Origin of the sequence: Rivularia sp. PCC 7116 (assembly GCF_000316665.1) — a bacterium.
Classification (GTDB): domain Bacteria; phylum Cyanobacteriota; class Cyanobacteriia; order Cyanobacteriales; family Nostocaceae; genus Rivularia.
This window is the reverse complement of record NC_019678.1, coordinates 3514860-3533413: the sequence shown is the minus strand read 5'-3', so window position 1 is coordinate 3533413 and position 18554 is coordinate 3514860. Positions and strand designations below refer to the sequence as shown.

Annotated in this window: 11 protein-coding genes; 6 read left to right on the top strand and 5 right to left on the bottom strand. The window is 38.5% G+C overall.

Going from position 1 to position 18554, the window contains the following annotated elements; translation table 11 throughout:
- Positions 1–149: 149 nt before the first annotated feature.
- Positions 150–1469 carry a dihydrolipoamide acetyltransferase family protein gene (locus RIV7116_RS13805; protein WP_015118916.1) on the bottom strand — a complete coding sequence of 440 codons (1320 nt, stop codon included), beginning with the start codon at positions 1467–1469 and terminating at the stop codon, positions 150–152.
- A 472-nt stretch (positions 1470–1941) separates the two neighbouring features.
- Here RIV7116_RS13805 and RIV7116_RS13800 point away from each other — a divergent pair, with 472 nt between their 5' ends.
- Complete coding sequence (locus tag RIV7116_RS13800; protein WP_232435797.1) at positions 1942–2439, top strand: hypothetical protein; 498 nt, start codon at positions 1942–1944, stop codon at positions 2437–2439.
- A gap of 97 nt (positions 2440–2536) precedes the next feature.
- Here RIV7116_RS13800 and RIV7116_RS13795 read toward each other — a convergent pair whose 3' ends face one another.
- Both RIV7116_RS13795 and RIV7116_RS13790 read right to left on the bottom strand, forming a co-directional pair.
- Positions 2537–2986, bottom strand: a complete 450-nt coding sequence (locus tag RIV7116_RS13795; RefSeq protein WP_015118914.1) for a YlqD family protein — start codon at positions 2984–2986, stop codon at positions 2537–2539.
- A gap of 47 nt (positions 2987–3033) precedes the next feature.
- Positions 3034–5022, bottom strand: a complete 1989-nt coding sequence (locus tag RIV7116_RS13790; RefSeq protein WP_371261649.1) for a long-chain fatty acid--CoA ligase — start codon at positions 5020–5022, stop codon at positions 3034–3036.
- A 519-nt stretch (positions 5023–5541) separates the two neighbouring features.
- Here RIV7116_RS13790 and RIV7116_RS36450 point away from each other — a divergent pair.
- From RIV7116_RS36450 to RIV7116_RS13770, 5 genes are all read left to right on the top strand, one after another.
- A complete protein-coding gene (locus RIV7116_RS36450) occupies positions 5542–5688 on the top strand; it encodes a hypothetical protein (RefSeq protein ID WP_015118912.1) in 147 nt (48 codons plus the stop codon).
- A 398-nt stretch (positions 5689–6086) separates the two neighbouring features.
- Positions 6087–7484: a carotenoid oxygenase family protein gene (locus RIV7116_RS13785; protein ID WP_015118911.1), complete on the top strand. Its 1398-nt coding sequence runs from the start codon at positions 6087–6089 to the stop codon at positions 7482–7484.
- Between the two features lie 525 nt (positions 7485–8009).
- A complete protein-coding gene (locus tag RIV7116_RS13780) occupies positions 8010–9119 on the top strand; it encodes a S1C family serine protease (protein ID WP_015118910.1) in 1110 nt (369 codons plus the stop codon).
- 202 nt (positions 9120–9321) lie between these two features.
- Positions 9322–9927, top strand: coding sequence for a COP23 domain-containing protein (locus RIV7116_RS13775; protein WP_015118909.1), 606 nt, complete (start codon positions 9322–9324; stop codon positions 9925–9927).
- Positions 9928–10090: 163 nt separating this feature from the next.
- A complete protein-coding gene (locus RIV7116_RS13770; protein ID WP_015118908.1) occupies positions 10091–12571 on the top strand; it encodes a tetratricopeptide repeat-containing serine protease family protein in 2481 nt (826 codons plus the stop codon).
- Between the two features lie 51 nt (positions 12572–12622).
- Here RIV7116_RS13770 and RIV7116_RS13765 read toward each other — a convergent pair whose 3' ends face one another.
- Positions 12623–13477 (bottom strand): tetratricopeptide repeat protein, encoded by an 855-nt coding sequence (locus RIV7116_RS13765; RefSeq protein WP_015118907.1) that lies wholly within the window; start codon positions 13475–13477, stop codon positions 12623–12625.
- 256 nt (positions 13478–13733) lie between these two features.
- Positions 13734–18425 (bottom strand): CHAT domain-containing protein, encoded by a 4692-nt coding sequence (locus RIV7116_RS13760; RefSeq protein ID WP_015118906.1) that lies wholly within the window; start codon positions 18423–18425, stop codon positions 13734–13736.
- Between the last annotated feature and the right edge of the window lie 129 nt (positions 18426–18554).

Sequence of the window (18554 nt, the reverse complement as noted above, 5' to 3'; positions counted from 1 at the left end):
TAAGATTAGAAAATGGAGAATTGGGCATGGGGCATCGGGCATTGGGAAAGAGGGGGGAAATGGGGAAGAGGGGGAAGAATAATTGATTTTACCAATTACCAATTACCAATTACCAATTACCAATTCCCAATTCCCCATTCCCAATTTATTTACATTGTCAAAGATTGAGAATTGGTTTCAATTAATTGCGCTAAATCTTTGAGGAATGCTGCTGCATGGGCACCGTAGATAACTCTATGGTCGCAGGTAATGTTAACTTTCATTAGAGTACGTACTCCCATCATACCGTCGGGGGTGGCTACTACTTCCGGACGAGATGCAGCGATCGCTAATATTGAACCTTGATTGGGTGGCAAAATAGCATCGAATGTATCTACGCCAAACATACCCAAATTGGATATGGTGAAGGTGCCGCTACTGTATTCTTCTGGCTGCAGTTGCTTTGCCCGAGCGCGTTCTACCAATGATTTCCAGTTACGCGACAAGCTGTAAATATCTAGTCGATCGGCATTTTGCAATACTGGTGTAATTAATCCTCCGTCATCCATTGCTACAGCTACCGCAATATTGATGTTCGCAGGATATACTATTCCCTGTTCTGAATAGTTTGTATTCAACAAGGGGTGTTTCTGTAATGTCATTGCTACCGCTTTCGCTAGTAGCGCCGTCATTGTTACGCCTTTAGATTTTATTTGCTTATAAAGTTTGTTTAATTCGTCGGTAGCAATCGAATAACCTACGTGGAATGTCGGTACGGACAAGCTATGATTCATAGTCCGCACTACGGCATTTTGCAAAGTCGTCAAAGGTACTGTTTGCCCTGGAGTTGCTGCTACTGGCATAGGTGCAGGTGTCGCAGCAGGGGTAACTTTAGGAGAACTGTGAGCGGGTGCAGCAGTTGGTTGAGCCGTTGCAGGTGCAGAAGATTTAACTGTAGTAGACTTACCGGCAGCAGTTTCCACGTCTTGTGCAATAATACGCCCGTGAGGACCGCTACCCGAAATACCGCTTAAATCAACTTTAAATTCCTTAGCTAATTTACGAGCGCGGGGTGAAGCAATTTTTCTACCACTCCCACGTGCCGCACCATTTTGAGAAGTACCATTCGTTGAAGTTGTTGGGGCAGATTGTGCTGTTTGTCCGGGGGCAGTTGCAGCAGCAACTTTAGCCGGTTCTGGTGCAGCACCGCTCGATTTGGCTTGAGCTATTGCTGTTTCAATTTCAGCTTCAGTTTCCGCTAAAAACGCGATCGCAGAACCTACAGGGGCACTGCTTCCGGCTTCTACTAAGATATGTGCCATGTACCCTTCATAGAAGGATTCCACATCCATATCTGCTTTATCTGATTCAACAACTACCACCGTTTCGCCTTTCTCTACTTTGTCCCCAGGAGATTTCTCCCAAGAGACGATTTTACCTTCGGTCATTGTAGAACTCAGCGCGGGCATAAATATTTCGTGAATACTCATAAGAAATGAAGGCGAATAAATAATTTACGGACTTTAATAGTTTTTTCCAGATTGCATTGTATCGCGAGGGCGGACGCGACGAACTATTTTAGAACTACACTTGTAGAAGAATCTGTATTTGTGCGTACTAAGGAAGGTATTAAATATCAGAATCTTAAAAAAATATAAAGTCGTCTGCTTACCTATGGAGAATGTGCTTATATTTTTTCAACCTGAGAAATTTTGCTAAATTTTTGTTCGTGAATCTCCAATTAGATGTCGTTCGGGATACACAGCATTAAGTAATACATACCCAAGTAAAGTCAAAAATATCTCCGAGCATAATCCTTTTTTAGCAAAATTTTTCGGAAATTCTACTCAGGGCATGAAGTAAGGAGTCATGTCTAGAATTAAAATTCATTATGGATAGATAAAAAAAACCAACCCTTTAAAATTTTCTTAAAATCTTATGTCGGCAAAGTTGAAATTTTTGATGCTATTTACGCTAAGCATCTTTGCCACCGCTGTTGTAGTTGGAATTGATCGAATCCAAAGATGGCATTCTAATCGGTTATATAACTCTAAAAAACAACAGCAAATCCAGGCAAAGCAGAACCCAAATCAAAAGCTTGTAGCATACCACTCGAGGATAGAGTATAAAGCAATACCGCTAACCAGATTTAGGACGGTACTTAGAGGCACCGATCCGGCAGCCCTCGCCATCAATGCTTTTGATGCAACTCAATCGCAGCAGTTAAATCGCAAGGTGGAGGTAATTTATCCTCAAAGAGATCGAGCAATGGTTTTGATTACCCAAACTAATTTAGCTTCATCGGAGACAAAGCCAATTAAATATAAAGTTGAACTGACAAGCTTAGGACGTTCGCTGTTTGTAAGTTCGCCTCCGTTGTGGCAAATTGTGTGGGCTGGTTCTTCCGAGCAATGTTTAGTAAGTAGAAACAATACAGTTCCCAGCGCAGCCTGTCGTTAATCTTTACCTTTCACCATCGAGAAATCATACCCGAGAAGAAAATAAACATTCAGAATTCTGAATTCACTTTTGATGAATCCAGAATTCTTACTATTTGTTAAATGTCGCCGCGAATTTCTTCGATAACGCCATCGCGCAGAACAATTTCGACCTGCATTTTACTAATTAGGTTATCGCCTTGTTCTGCTCGGAAGAAACCTTCGAGTTGAAATTGATTCACTTCTTGGTCTAATTCAAGCATTTGTACTTGTTGGAGATTTTGCAGGCTTTGGTTTTTCTGCTCTAGCATCTCGCTTTTTTTCTCATTCACTTGAGTTTGAATATTCTCAATTTGCTGTAGTGTTTGAGGTCCTGGGGGTTGCAAACCTTGCTTCTGAATTTCAGTAATTGCTCGTTGCCCTTGGACATCAATTTGCTGTAATTGCTGGTCGGTTTGGTTGATTTGAGATTGTAATTGCTGGGTTACTTCCTCTTTCCATAAAGGTGTAACGATGGCTTTAACGTTAATAACGCGTTTTAGCAGCAATTGAGGGTTAGAGATGTCCATAGAAGTATCTTTTTTTTCCTTTGAAGTTCGATAACAAATGAATATGTTTAGGCAAACATCCGCTCAATCATATCGTGATAGCGTTCCATCACAACGTGTCGCCGGACTTTAAGAGTGCGTGTCATCATGCCATTTTCCATAGAAAACGGTTCCAGAATCAGTTTAAATGGCCCGATACGGTCATCCGGTCGATATCCCGGACGATTCCGCACTTCCCGAGTCAACTCTTGCCTAAACAAATCCTGGATCATTTTACTCTCAAGGTTGATTTTTTGGCTGGTGGATGACGTAACATTGTCTTCTTTAACACATAATTCCAAATTTTGTGCTTCTGCCCATTTTTCTAATGCTTCTACATTCGGAACTATGAAAGCACCAAGACTTTTTTTGTCTTGTCCCACTAGCATTATTTGGTCGATAAATGAAGATCTCAAGCAAGCGTCTTCGATGGGAAGCGGCTCAATGTTTTCCCCGTTGGTTAATACGATAGTGTCTTTTGCTCGTCCGGTTAAAACTATATCTAGACGGGGAGTTACCCAACCCAAATCGCCGCTATCAAACCAGCCTTCGCTATCAATTGCTTTCTTTGTTGCTTCTGGGTTCTTATAATAACCCTGCATAATTTGCGGTCCTTTAAGCAATACCAAACCCTTTTCTGTGGGCGCTAATTCTTTACGAGTTTCCAAATCAACAATTTTGACTTCCGTGCCCGGTACCCCCAATCCCGAAGAACCTCGTAAGTTGCTCCAGTGACGGCGGGCGTGAGTAACAGGAGAGGTTTCCGTTAAGCCGTAACCAACCAAGATTTCTATACCAATAATCTCGTAGAAGTCATCTATGTGCTTTGCTAATGCACCACCACCACAAATAAACTGTTTAATTCTTCCTCCCGTCGCTTCCTTTACCTTGCCATAAACTATTTTTCCAGCTAGGGCGTGTAGTGGTGAAAGTGCTTTTTCTTGAATGCTAGCCGCAATTCGTTCTCCCGTGGAGGGATTCAGATTTTGTAAATCTAGGTTTTGAGCAATTCGTCGCGCTTGGATATATTTGCCACTAATACCTAAAAACCGATTAATTAAATTTTGCTTGGAAGTTGGTTGTTCGCGAAACTGCTTTTGTACTCCTTCGTAAACTGATTCTAAAATACGCGGTACCGCAATCATGTAGTGGGGTTTATACTTTTTCAAATCATTTTTGATCGAACGTAAATTTGTATAAACTTGGGTACAGCCTTGAGAAAGCAGGAAATACTCGCCGGTGCGTTCTAGCACGTGCCAGGTGGGAAGAATACTTAAAACAACATCTCCAGCTTCAGGTTGCACTATTGCCCGTAAATTTCGTACCTGATACAGCAAATTTCCGTGAGAAAGCATTACTCCTTTGGGTTTACCCGAAGTTCCAGAGGTATAAAGTAAAGTTGCTAAAGAATCGCGGCTTCGCTTAACCGGTTCTAGATTATGCTTTGCACCAATCTCCATTAACTGCCCGAAATTAAACACCTTAATAACTTCTTCAGTTGGTGGTGATTCTTCAGTTAACAAAATGACTAATTGAATTGGTAAATCATCTAAACGAGGACGCAATTTCTCAAAAGTTGCTAAATCTTGCGCTACTAAAGCATTACTATCGCTATTAGCCAAAATATACGCTAACTCATCGACATCAGCTTGAGAACTGCGGACTGCATCTACAGCCCCAGCGGTCATAATACCTTGGTCGGCAATAAACCAGCGAGGACTATTATCGGCAATTAGTGAAATCCGAGAAATCCCAGCTTCTGGCTTGACTCCCAAAGCCTGTAAACCAGCAGCAAACTGTTGAATTTGATTAAAAAGTTGTCTATAAGTAAATATTTCCTGTTTAGGCTTAGCATGGGGATTATGCAAAGCAGTTATATCGCCGAATTGACTTGCTGCGATTGACCAAATTTCAGGTAAGGACTCTACCTTTGAGTAATCCACCGCGCTTTTTAAATTTAAACTGTCCGTTTCAGAAAGCTTAGGAAATAAATTTTTTGTGCTCTTAGTTTTAGAAATCATATGCTGGCTTTATAGTCAATAATATGTATATGAAAGTATATTGCTTCATTTGGTACAAATAGACAACTATTACAGATACAAATGCTTTTATCCGCAGTCAGATGAATTTGGTGAATTAATGTTAACTTATATCTATAAAAATTTATTTATATAAACCTGGTTCGATAAAATATGTTTATAGAGATATAAAGATATATGACATTAATATTTACCAAACAGACAAGCTGTAATAGGAATAAAAAATCCCTTCAAAACAGCATTTTAGATGAAAAACAATTATTAAGCGGTGCTTAAAGCAATAATTTCCAATTTGTCTTGGTGAATAAATTCTAACAAAAGAAAATTTTTATCATCATAATTGCTTTACGGTGTATGGTTCGCGAATGTCAAATCCGATATAAATATTAAATGCCAGTTATATAAATCAGAAGAAATTTAAAAGCCAGTACTGATTTAATTCTTAAGATTTTGTTCCACAATAGAATATAAACTTTTTCAGAAAATGGAGAGTTCAAGATGAGTTTAACTGATGGTTTTTTATTAACTCTTGTCAGTACTGTTATCTGCATCGTGTTTCCCAAAATCATATCTTCCGTTTTCGCAGTTAAAAGCAAATCAAACGCTCAAGCTGTTGCGACTATTCCCGTAAAACAAGCAGACTAGAAATTGCTCAACCAACACTGTACATATTCACTTCAGGGGCATAATTAATTACTTACCTCGTAGAATAGAGGTTTTATTGCATTTTGGAACAATGCGCGAGACTCAATAAGCCCGGTTTTTCCTCAAAACCGGGTTTCTCAACGTTATAAAATATAAGTTGCAATTCATCCGTCAAATAAACCCAAAATTGTTAATCTGGCGTTGCTGATTAGAAGTATGCCGAAGCCCCCTAACCCCTAACTTGGCGGGATAAAAATAATTTCAAGTCCCCCAGTTTTGGGGAATTTAGGGGGCATATTAAATATAAGAAGAATAAATTCATATCTCAATTGTGCAACGCCCTTAATCTAAAACAGATTAACCTTTAACCTCTAACCTTTAACCTTTAACCTCTAACAATGGTAACAGCAGCAGTAAATCCCTTTCTCGATGGTAATTATGCTCCGGTGCGCGAAGAAATTACCGCCGATAATTTAAAAATAATTGGAGAATTACCCCCCGATTTGTCGGGAATGTTTGTGAGAAATGGCCCCAATCCTCAATGGCAACCCAAAGGGCAGTATCATTGGTTTGATGGCGACGGAATGCTCCACGGCGTAAGGATTTCTAACGGTAAAGCCAGCTATCGCAACCGTTACGTGCGAACCAAAGGATGGCAAATCGAACATCAAGAAGGTAAAGCCGTGTGGAGTGGGATGTTAGAGCCTCCGCAGATGGATAATCCCCACGGAGCATATAAAAACGCTGCGAATACGGCGCTGGTATGGCACGCGGGAGAATTTTTAGCGCTTTGGGAGGGAGGTGCCCCTCATGCAATTAAACTTCCAGAATTAGACACTTTTGGCGAATATAATTACAACGGTAAATTGCAATCAGCCTTTACCGCACATCCTAAAGTAGATGCCGTAACCGGTGAAATGATGTTTTTCGGCTATTCATTTGCTCCGCCATTCTTACATTACAGTGTAGTTTCATCAGAAGGCGAACTTTTGAAAACCGTACCCATTGAATTACCGATGGGAGTAATGATGCACGATTTCGCCATCACCGCCAACTATACAATATTTATGGATTTGCCATTGACATTCAACCCCATGCGAATGCAAAAAGGCGAACCCGGTATGATGTTTGAGAAAGATAGAGCCAGTCGTTTTGGTATAGTTCCCCGTCACGGCGATAATAATGATATTCGCTGGTTTGAAGCTCCCTCTTGCTTTGTATGGCATACTTTAAATGCTTACGAAGAGGGAGATGAAGTAATACTTGTTGCTTGTCGGATGAATTCCACAAATGTGCTTGCCACCAATAACGAGCAACGCGATGCCGAAGGAGATATTCCATACCTATATCGTTGGAGATTTAACTTAAAAGACGGTAGCGTGCGCGAAGAAAAGTTAGACGATGTACCTTCAGAATTCCCTCGCGTCAACGATAACTTTTTAGGGCAACCAACCCGCTACGGTTACGCTGGCAAAATGGGACAAGGTGCGATGCCTAGTTTTGAAGGTGTAATTAAATATGAATTGAATAGCGGTAAATCCCAAACTCACGAATTTGGCAAAGGGCGTTATGGTGGTGAAGCAGTATTTGCACCCCGCGCCGGTGGAAACGGGGAAGATGAAGGTTGGGTAATTACTTTTGTGTATGACTCTAACGAGGATATATCTGAATTAGTAGTAGTTGATGCTCAAGATATGACATCCGAGCCAGTAGCGCGGGTATTGATTCCGCAGCGAGTACCCTATGGCTTTCATGGTGATTGGGTTTCTGAGGAGAAAATGCAAAAGTCAAAGTGAGATATTGACAATAAATACGCCCTTACCCTCGAAGGGTGGGGCTACAATTGCGAAGCCCACCTGCGTGGGCTTTAATCATTTGATTTTCAGACGTAGGGTGTGCTACGGCTACGGAATAATTTAATAGTAAGAGAAACTTAGGAATTGCCGTAACGCACCTTCTTCAACTAACAGTGACGCGGTAGTTTATTGTCACAATAAACGGTGGTGCGTGACGCTAAACAGCGATATTACTACGTTCAAATTTTCTCACAGCGTCACAGCACCCTACAAGAAATATTCCTCACAAAAGAATAAACCACTTCAAAAAAATTAAATAATTTGCGTAAAAAAGCACTCTTCAGTCAGTAATTCTATCAGAAGCTAATTTCGAGGGGTGCAATTTGAGTTTACACAAAAAATTGCCGTTAAGTGTATTGACTGAGATTTATGCATATTGTACGGTCAATTAAATCACTTTGTGCAAAATCGCTTTTTATTCCGTCTTGACCGCTGATATAGAGTCTATTAAGCAAATATAAACTAATGGTTAACAGTAAATTATCTCGATTTAGTGGTTTGACACTGTGTGTTTTATTTAACTGGATTGGTTTGATAGCTATCGAAGAAGTTTTATCTGTTCAAAGAGATAAATTAGGGTATTCCAACAGTGCTGTAGCGCAAACCGCATCAGAACAAATTGCTCGCAGCGTTTATAAAAAGGCAAGTTCGACGGTTGTAACGGTAAAGGATGGAAAAGGACACGGAAGCGGTTTTGTGGTTAGTCAAGATGGATTGATTATTACCAACGCTCATGTCGTCGAAGGAAGTCCGAGTGTAGTTACCGTTGAATTTCCAGATGGGAGAAAAATTCCTGCTGACGTGCTTGGTTTTGCTAAAGGTGGATTAGATTTAGCAGTGTTAAAAATTCACGGACAAAAGAATTTACGGACACTCACACTAGCTTCTGATAACAGCGCTCAAGTTGGCGATCGCGTGTTTGCGCTTGGTTCACCTCTTAATCCTGAATTTAAAGACACGTTTACTCAGGGACACATCACTCGTATCAACAAGAGCAATGGAGAGGTTCAACACGACGCAGCAGTTTTTGGAGGTAATTCCGGGGGACCATTACTTAATACCAAAGGTCAAGTAGTCGGTGTAAACACGAGAATTATAACTGGCTCACCTGCAAAATTAAATACAGGAATGAACTTTGCAATACCCGCATCCAAAGTAAAGTCATTTATAGCTGCTGCAAGAAAAGGTGATGTATCTCAAGATTCCACATTAGAAAGACAAAAACAGCGAGAATTTATTCCTATCTCCCTTAACGATAAAGTCATCAATGACAAACTAACAAAAGAAAATGGCTTTTTGAACCTGTATGTTTTTCAAGGTAAAGCAGGACAAAAAGTCACCATTGAGATGACAAGTAAAAACATGAATCCCGCTTTGGGTTTATATCAAGCTATCGAAACTTCTAGAGGTAGAGATTATCAACGAATAGCTCAAAACGACGACAAAGGAGCCGGTGATTTTAATTCTCGAATCTCTATAGCTATACCAGCGGATGGAGTTTATGTAATAGAAGCGAAATCTTCCGCAGGTGGACAAGCAGGTGATTATAGTTTGCGAGCGGTTGTTAATCCCTAATGGTAATTACCTCGGTGTCTAGTAATCAACCACATTCGCCCTCACCCTCGAAGAGTGGGGCTACAGATACAAAGCCCACCTGCCTGGGCTTGATAGCCTGCGGAGGCAGGCTTCGTAAATGTAGCGATACCCTTCTAGGGTATTGCGTGCGGCTTCTAATTTCTCAATATTTATTTAATTCAAAAATCAAGGAATCAAATCAATGCAGCGCAATTTTATTCTAAATATCGGACTCTCCACATTAACCACAATTTTGGTTTTTACTAACAACATCTCCCCAACATTTAGTCAGATGATAATCGGTAATTTAGCAGATACATCAACCCAAGAAAAAGCCGAAAATTCTCAACAGGATGCAGTTAAATTCTTGTGTAAAGAAATCTTCGATCCAGCCAGCGAATCAAATATTCCTGCAACAGTAGCTTGGGTACCCAAACGTAACGGGCATGTACGTTTAATTGGCTGGAAATCTGAATATTTTTCAAGTTGGAGTCCGGAAAAACGTTGTGCATCGGTAACAAAAAACTTTCAGAAATATTATGACGAAGGTAGATTAGATTATTTATCAACAGGAAAACGTAACGGATATCCAGTTATTTGTGCAGCCAAACAAGGAGAAAACTGTACTAAAGATAATCACTTGTTTACCATTAAACACGGTCATAATCCCAAGATAGTTTTACAAAGACTTTTAGGGATATTTGAAGGACAATCATCAACAGTTCTTTATCAAAATTCCGGTAAGCAATTGTATGTTGAAATGCAGAATGTTTTTGATAAAGCACCTTTGGTAGAGGTTGAGGATTAGAGAAATGAGATCCCCCCAACCCCCCTTATCAAGGGGGGCTTAAGTTCCCCAATTTAGCCTTTCAAGTCCCCCTTTTTAAGGGGGATTTAGAGGGATCTACATTTTCCGCAACAACGAAAAAATCCCCTGCCATTCATTCGCCATCCATTCACCTATCAAAAAAATGAACCGCAACTTAATCCTTCTTTCCTCTCTATTCTTATTACAATTCCCCACCTCCCCCATCAAAGCCGCTCCTCCTTCCATAGCCCAAAATTCAATTTGCCAAATCGAACGAGAAAACGAAGAATATTCAACCAAAGAACTACAAACCCTTGCTAATAAAATCACAGTAAAAATCATCGGAGATAACAACGGTGGTTCGGGAACGCTAATCGGTAAACAAGGAAATAATTATTTAGTTTTAACCAATTCTCATGTAATTCAAGGTGTGAATTCGATTAAATTACAAACTGCTGACGGTAAAACTTATTCAGCAGAAATAATTCCGCAAAAAAACTTTAAAAATTCAGATATTACCCTATTAAAATTCCAAAGCAGTCAAAGTTATTGTTTCGCAGAAGTTTCTACAGCAACACCCGATATTAATACAAATATTTTGGCTGCGGGTTTTTCTGGTTCGACGGGAAATATTGTATTTAGTGAAGGGGAAGTTAAAAAGACTTCTAATTTAAAAGAAGGATACGAAATTGGTTATAGCAGCAACATCGAACAAGGAATGAGCGGTGGTGCAATTCTTAATTCGATGGGGGAACTTGTAGGGATCAATGGTAAAAGTGCTTATCCGATTTTAAATACAGGTTATGTTTATCAAAATGGTAAACGTCCGAGTGAAGCGGAAATTACAGAAATGAGAAAGTTGAGTTGGGGTATTCCGATTTCAACTGTTTTAGCATGGGTTGATAGTGATTTATTGACAGCTTATAAATTACCTTTACCAGAAGGTGGTGCTGCAATACCGGAACCGGAATATACAGGATGGTTAGGAGAATTAGAACAAAAAGCTAAACAATTTACGGTAAGAATTGATAGTAGTAGTACAGCGAATGGTTCGGGAATAATTATTGCTAAAGAAGGGAATACTTACACCGTTTTAACATCGGCTCATGTATTGTGCGAAAGTGAAAACGGGACACCGCCATGTCCTGGTAATATTTATGAAATATTAGCACCAGATGGCGATAAATATGCTGCAGATAAAAGCAGTATCAAAATTGAGTCAGGAGTTGATTTAGCGGTAGTTAAGTTTAAGAGTTCTGAGAATTATGAAATAGCGACTCTTGCTGATTATAATCCCAATGAAGGTAATTATATATTTACTGCGGGATATCCTAAATTAAAAAATGATTCACCTTGGCGGTTTACAGTAGGACAAATATTTGATAAAGATTTCGGGCTGACAAGAACTAAACAATCTGATTTTCAAAATTATAATTTTGGTAAATTACAAAGAGCTAGTTCTTTAACTGGAGGGTATGAGTTAGTTTACACCAGCATCACTTATGGTGGAATGAGTGGAGGTCCGGTTTTAAATTGGCAAGGAAGAGTAATTGGTATTCACGGACGTACTGAAGGAACTGAAGGAGATTTTCAGATAGGATATAGTTTAGGTATTCCTGTAAGTACCTTCTTAGGGGTAGTTCCGCGATTAAGTGTAAAACCGCCAAACTTAGAAAATACCCGACCACCACGACTGAACGCACAGAAAAACAAGTTAATCGAAAAAGCAATATTATCAGTTGATGTTTCTAAAGGAAATGCTTCTGCTTCCCAATGGTTAGAAAGAGGAAATCAACTTTGGCGGTTGCGTCGTAATGAAGAAGCAGTTAAAGCCTTTGATGAAGCCATTAACCAAAAACCAGCTTTTGTTCATTTAGCTTTCTATGGTAAGAGTTTAGCGTTAGCACAGCAGAGCAAAAGTAGAGAAGCTATTGCTGCATTAAATCAAGCTGTCAAATTAAAATCTAATTTTGTTGCTGCTTGGCAAACCTTAAGCTCATTTAATAGTTCTATAGGCGAGTTAGACAAAGCATTAATAGCAATAGACAAAGCAATTAAGCTTCAACCTAAAAACCCGAATCTCTATTACGAAAAATCAAAAGTTTTAACGTATTTAAAACAGTATAAAGAAGCTGAGATAGCAATTAAACAAGCAATTAAACTTAGTCCTCGTGCATTATTTTATCTCAATTGGGGAAATCTTTATAAAAACAATACTAACAAAAAATGGGATTTAGCGCTGCCTCATTATAACAAAGCTATTCAAATTAATCCTAAATCCGGTATTGCTTACCTTACTCGCGGACATTTTTACTATTTTCAACAAAAATGGGATTTAGCACTTGCTGATTTCAACAAACTTATTCAAATTAATTTTGCGGATAATATAGCTTACTTAAGGCGGGGATATATTTACTCTTACCAAAAGAAATGGGATTTAGCACTGGCTAATTTCAACAAATTTATTCAAATGGATCGCAAGTTTGCTTTAGCTTACCAAAATAGAGCATTAGTTCTAATTGAAATAGGAAATAAACAAAAAGCTATTCAAGATTTACAAAAAGCCGCCCAACTGTATAAATCTAAAAATAATACTACTAGATATGAACAAGTAATAAATCTATTACAACAATTACAACAATAAACCCCAGGAACTAGGAATTAAACCCCATAATTCCCTAATTGCTAATCCTCATCACCTCTTCTTCCCCTCAAGCTTTCCAATAATCCCCTGCAAATCCCTATACTTCCTCCTATCCTTCTTAGTACCGTACTTCAATTTCCGCGCAGCCAATCTATACTTCCTCAAAGCCGTTTGCAAATCTGCTTTGTCCAAAGCTTGTGTTCCCTCTCTCATTAACTGATAGGGGGATTTTTTATAATCAGAAAGCGCTCCAGGAGAACCCGTAGGACGTTCTATAATTCCTGCTTCTGGATTCATTTCTAAATATAATTTATCAACCTTTTCTAAAAGTCTGGCTGCTTGTAAATAATTCTCCCGATCCAAATACCTTAAAGCCTGAGAATGATAAATATCTGCTGCTACCTGAACATCCTTTAACTTATCCCCTCGATTTTCTTGAATCAATCCCCTTTGACGATAAGCTGCTGCATATCGAGGACTAATTTTAATTACTCGATTAAAATCTTTGATAGCTTGTTGTTGATTCTGCTGTTTCCAATTCGCAGTTACTTTAACTTCACAGCTAACACTATAATCATCAACTCTCACGCATCCCGGTAAAGTACCATCGGAACGCAATATTTTACCACGAGCATAATTAGCATAAATTAAACCCCGTTGATGATAAGCTGCTGCGTATTGGGGATTCATTTGAATCGCTTTTGTAAAATCATTAATCGCGCCTTGGTAATCTTTTTGGTTCGCTTTAATTATCCCTTGGTAATACCAATCGCTAGCTTTTGTTTGAGTTGTTGTTGGTTTATTTTGCGGTTGGTTGGCTTGGGTTTTAATTTGTGGGATGATTGTATTTATTGTGGTTAAGGTGGCAATTGTTAGGGTTAGGGAAATTAGTTTTTTGTAATTCATAATTGGTAAAATATTAATTCGTTTTCATCGTAATTTAAACCTCACCCCGCCTGCGGCACCCCTCTCCTTATCAAGGAGAGGGGAAGAGAACATATCATCCTTCTTCTTATCAAGGTGAGAGTGAAGAGAACATATCACCCCTTTCCTTAACAAAGAGAGGGGAAAGAACATATCACCCCTTTCCTTAACAAAGAGAGAAGAAAGAATATATCACCCCTCTCCTTAACAAGGAGAGGGGAAGGGGGTGAGGTTTCAATCAATCGCAAACCTTCCGATCCAAATCAACATTCGTCCTCAAATAATCCTTTAACCAATCACAACCGCGCTGTTGCAATTCATCAATATCCAAATTCCACAAAATCACGTTATCTTCCATATCTACCGAAGCAAATATATTATTATCTCGACTAAATTCAATTTCCTTAATCTTTCCCTGATGTGCTTCGATAGTATTAAGTAACTTTCCGCTCATAGTCCATAAATTCAAACTTTTATCTGTACTTCCAGAAATCACCAAAGAATCATCAGCACTAAAAGTAACGGCATAAACATTGTCTTGGTGAGCTAAAGTTTGCAACAGCTTACCCGTATCGTGCTGCCAAAGTTTAACTGTTTTATCGTTACTTGCAGTGGCAATTATTCTGCCATCAGAATTAAAACTTAAAGCTGCAATACTATCTTTATGACCAGTAATTGTACGTAATAAGTTCCCTTCTAAATTCCACAATGTTACATTTTTACCTTCAGCAATTGCTAAAGTTTCTCCGCCGGGACTAAATTTAATACTCGTCGCGAAATAATCATTAAATTGCCAGCTTTTAATTAACTTCCCTTGCAAATTCCACAGCTTAACTTGTTTATCAACTCTGCTAATTGTGGCAATTGTTTTACCATCGGGACTAATATCAATATCTTGAATTGCATCAAAATCCATAGGATTATTTTTGACATCATGTCCCTGCCAATTTCGTAAAAGCTTTCCTTTTAAATTCCAAACTTTTATTTGATTCTCGCTATCAATCGTTGCAAAATACTTTCCCGTGGGACTAAATATTACCTTGTTAATTTCTTCTATTTCTACATCAAAACGACGAATCAAATTTCCATTCCGTCGTTGTAGAGTAATTATATTTTGATTCGCGATCGCAACAGTTTCACTATCGGGACTAATACTAACGCTATTCCCTGTAAAAGTTGGTAAAATGCCCTTAAGGTAACTTAGCTTAACGGTTTTATCTCCACTCGCAGTAGCAAAAGTTTTACCGTCAGGACTAAATTTAACTTCAATTGCTTTGCTACCATATCTAACTTGCTGATATTCTTCTTTTAAAGCAACATCCCAAACTCGAACCGTATCGTCGGCACTTGCTGAAGCAATCAATTTACCATCTGGATTAAAACGCACGTCTAAAACGTCATTTGTATGACCTTCAAATGTATGTAATAATTTACCTGTTAAATCCCAAAGTTTAACAGTTTTATCTTCGCTTCCAGAAACAATATATTTACTATCGGGACTAAAATTTACGCTTAAAACTTTATCTTTATGACCTGTCAAAGTTTTTAAAAACCTTCCCTGACTATCCCATATCTTAATAGTATTATCGGCGCTTGCGGTAGCTAAATATTTTCCATCTGCACTAAAATTTAGACCCCAGATTTTTTCATCGTGAGCGGGAATTGTTTTAATTAATTTACCGTCGAGAGTCCAAAATTTGACTTTGCCGTTTTCGCTTGCAGTGGCGATAATATTATTATTTGGATTAAAGGCGATCGCCCACAATCCATCAGGTTCTGATATTCTTACAAAAGGACGATTTGTAAATAAACCTGTCGTGGAATTATATCGCCACAAACTAACCGTATTGTCAAAACTCGCAGCAATCATAAATTTATCATCAGGACTAAATATAACACTAAAAATGCCTTGTTTATGTCCTAACAGCGTTTGCAAAATCTTCCCATCCCGTCGCCAAATCTTAATCTTATTATCATCACTACCAGAAGCTAAAAGCTTGCCATCATCACTAATATCAACGCTATTAACAGCACCATCATGAGCATTTAAACTATTAAATTCGCGAATCGAATTAAAATTTTCTAGCAGAGAGCTAAATAATCCATTTTTAGTTTCGGCATCCAAATTATTTCTTAATTCAATCAGTTTATTATTCGCTTCTAAAGTAGAATTCAACGCTTCAACTTGATTCCCCGAATTTAACAAAGTTTTTGCAGTCAAACTCAAAGTATTTATTTGATTAATCTCGCTTTCTCGACGTTTATCTTCAGCAATTGCAGCTAATATTAAAGCAGCAATCAAACCACAAACTAACCAAACAATAACTTTTCTTCTCGCTGCTTCCTTTTCTCGTGTTTCTCTATTGCGTAAATCTAAACTTAAATCAATAAAACCTTGTTCAACGGAACTAAATTGATTTGAGCGTTGCAGTAACCATTCTTCCGCATCAATTAACGGCTTACCGCGCAACAAAGCCCCCTCATCTTTATCGCTTTTTTCCCACTGTCTAATAAAAACCCTTAAATGCTCTTGCCAATACCTAAAATCTCTATCTTCCAACATCCACTTTTGCAATCGTCGCCAATTTTTAATTAACGCTTCGTGAACAATTTCAACCGTTTCTACTCCAGTAACTTGATTGCTATTTGTTACCACCAAACGCCCATCAGCTAACCGAGAAACCAAATCCCAATTCCCCACTTCTTCCCGAATCGCCAAACGGCGAATATCTGCGCTGATTTCTGAAGGTTGCACCAATTGAACAAATATCTGCTGCACCTTCTCTTTATCTACTAAACTTAACTGAGCGTAAATTGCTTCCGCATGGTTAGCCAAAGCAGTTTCCACACCACCAATATCTTCATAAGCTTGATGAGTTAACCAACCATCATGCTGCTTTCCCCACAGCTGAGTCAAAGTAAATTCCAACAAAGGTAAATTACTCGGAGATTCCAAGACAGCATCAATCAAACGTTGACTCAAACCTTCTTCTAAACTGACGCTGTAATTACCTGCTGGTTTTTCAATCGCTGCTCGCAATTCTTCCTCATCCATCGCAGCCAAATTCACCTGAGCATCCTGCAAAGCATCAGCCAAAAGGCGATATGATAAAGCTTCCGCGTAAAAATCCGCTCGTAGCGTGATAATTACATGACAGCCAGGAATTTCAGTTAAATTAAGTAAATTATTGATAAAAAGATGGCGAGAATCTGTATCGGAACATAAAGTAAAAAGTTCTTCAAATTGGTCTACAATTATCGCTAAACGTAACTTTTGATTGCCAATAATAAACGGTTCAACAAAATTTTCTAAACTATTTTTACCACTTCTTAACTCAACTTCTAATTCCAACTCCGTCAAACGATTAGAATTCAAATCTTCTTCCCTCTCCTTACCAACAGAAACATTAGAAAGAGATTCAAACTCCTGTCCCCTCTCCTTAACAAGGAGAGGGTTAGGGTGAGGTTTTGCTAATTCCCTCTCCCTACCAAGAAAAGGGCTAGAGTGAGGTTTTGCTAATTCCCTCTCCCTACCAAGAAAAGGGTTAGGGTGAGGTTCCAAATGCAAAAATCCTTGTAATAAACCAATAGCCAAAGATTTAAAAGGATTATTACCTGGACGAAAATCAACAATCAACCAATCACGTTTCTTATTCTGCTTCAACTGCGGAATCAAACCCGCAAAAACCACGCTAGATTTTCCACTTCCCGAAGCACCTACAACAGCAAAAAACGGCTTTTCATTAACCGTCGAAACCAACTGTCTTGTGACAAATTCTCTACCAAAAAAATTAGCTGCATCCTCCTCCTTAAAAGCAGCCAAACCCAAATAAGGATTCTTGGCGATCGCACCCAAACTTTGCCATGTGGGAGGTATTTCCAATAAATTCTGCACAATCACCGGCAACCAACTTGCACAGGGATATTTTTTCTCTAATCCCTGTAACTTTCTCCGAGCAATATTAACCGACTTATAAAAAGACTTTCCCCCAGTAAATTCATCAAAAAAGTATTTTAAAAAATGGTTTGCTAACTTATCCGGAACGGGTTCCCGCATCACAATTACTTGCGGGATATGCAAATTTTCCAATTCAGCAGCAATTCCCAAACCATCGCAAGAATTAAAAAAAGCTAACTTTAATCCACCCCTAACCGCTCTTTTTAAACTTTCCTTCAATTCTGCTATTGTTAAAGATTCACCGCTATTTAGATAAATTATTCCTTGTTCCGATTCCGTTTGACTATGCCCGGAAAAGAAAAGAATATCCCAACCTCTTTCATCCCAAATATATTCGTTTAACTCTAATACAGAAGGTTCAGTTAAAACAACTAATTCAGCATCTTGACAATATTCTTTTAAAAGCTTTTCATCTTCAACAACATTGATTCCTTCACTATTGCCCAAAACAATTAAAATTCTTACCCGATTGCGATAACTTCTAGTAAAACTACGACTATCAAAAGAACTTAAACCTATCTCAGCATCGGGATAACTATCAAACAAATCCCATAAATGCCAAGGAAGTTTTCGTAACTGAAATTCAGTAGTACGAATAATAAATCTAATTTCATCTTCAGGAGATAAATGTATTAAACATTTTTCCTTAATTCGGTAAAACGAATCAGCTTTTAACCAGTTAGTAAAAATCAGCTTGATATTATCAGCTTTCGTCTGACAATCTTCCTTTAAAGAAGAAACTTTAACGTTTGATAAATGCCCCTTTTTAACTTTTATTCGATATCCATCTAAACCGCGATAGCTTCTACACCACTCTTGATAAATATTAGGAAGCTTGGGGATAGCAGGCAATCGTAACTGACTGTCGTTTAACTCAACATCCGCGCGCTTACCATCTTCACCGATTTCTAAACTTACGCTAAACCCTTGATTAAAATCACCATCCAGTTTAAGTACAACTAACTTTTTCATATTTGTTACCGCAACGATACCGGAAGCTATATTAAGTTATCGGTAGTTTGTGCATAATTTTACGCAAAAATAACGTAAAAATCGAACATTTATCTGGTTGTAGCGTACTTATATCAAGAATCTGGTAAC

Bases quoted from the DNA above. Each gene is read 5' to 3' on its own strand.
- RIV7116_RS13805 (WP_015118916.1), bottom strand. From the start codon at position 1,469: ATGAGTATTCACGAAATATTTATGCCCGCGCTGAGTTCTACAATGACC.
- RIV7116_RS13800 (WP_232435797.1), top strand. From the start codon at position 1,942: ATGCTATTTACGCTAAGCATCTTTGCCACCGCTGTTGTAGTTGGAATT.
- RIV7116_RS13795 (WP_015118914.1), bottom strand. From the start codon at position 2,986: ATGGACATCTCTAACCCTCAATTGCTGCTAAAACGCGTTATTAACGTT.
- RIV7116_RS36450 (WP_015118912.1), top strand. From the start codon at position 5,542: ATGAGTTTAACTGATGGTTTTTTATTAACTCTTGTCAGTACTGTTATC.
- RIV7116_RS13785 (WP_015118911.1), top strand. From the start codon at position 6,087: ATGGTAACAGCAGCAGTAAATCCCTTTCTCGATGGTAATTATGCTCCG.
- RIV7116_RS13780 (WP_015118910.1), top strand. From the start codon at position 8,010: ATGGTTAACAGTAAATTATCTCGATTTAGTGGTTTGACACTGTGTGTT.
- RIV7116_RS13775 (WP_015118909.1), top strand. From the start codon at position 9,322: ATGCAGCGCAATTTTATTCTAAATATCGGACTCTCCACATTAACCACA.
- RIV7116_RS13770 (WP_015118908.1), top strand. From the start codon at position 10,091: ATGAACCGCAACTTAATCCTTCTTTCCTCTCTATTCTTATTACAATTC.
- RIV7116_RS13765 (WP_015118907.1), bottom strand. From the start codon at position 13,477: ATGAATTACAAAAAACTAATTTCCCTAACCCTAACAATTGCCACCTTA.
- RIV7116_RS13760 (WP_015118906.1), bottom strand. From the start codon at position 18,425: ATGAAAAAGTTAGTTGTACTTAAACTGGATGGTGATTTTAATCAAGGG.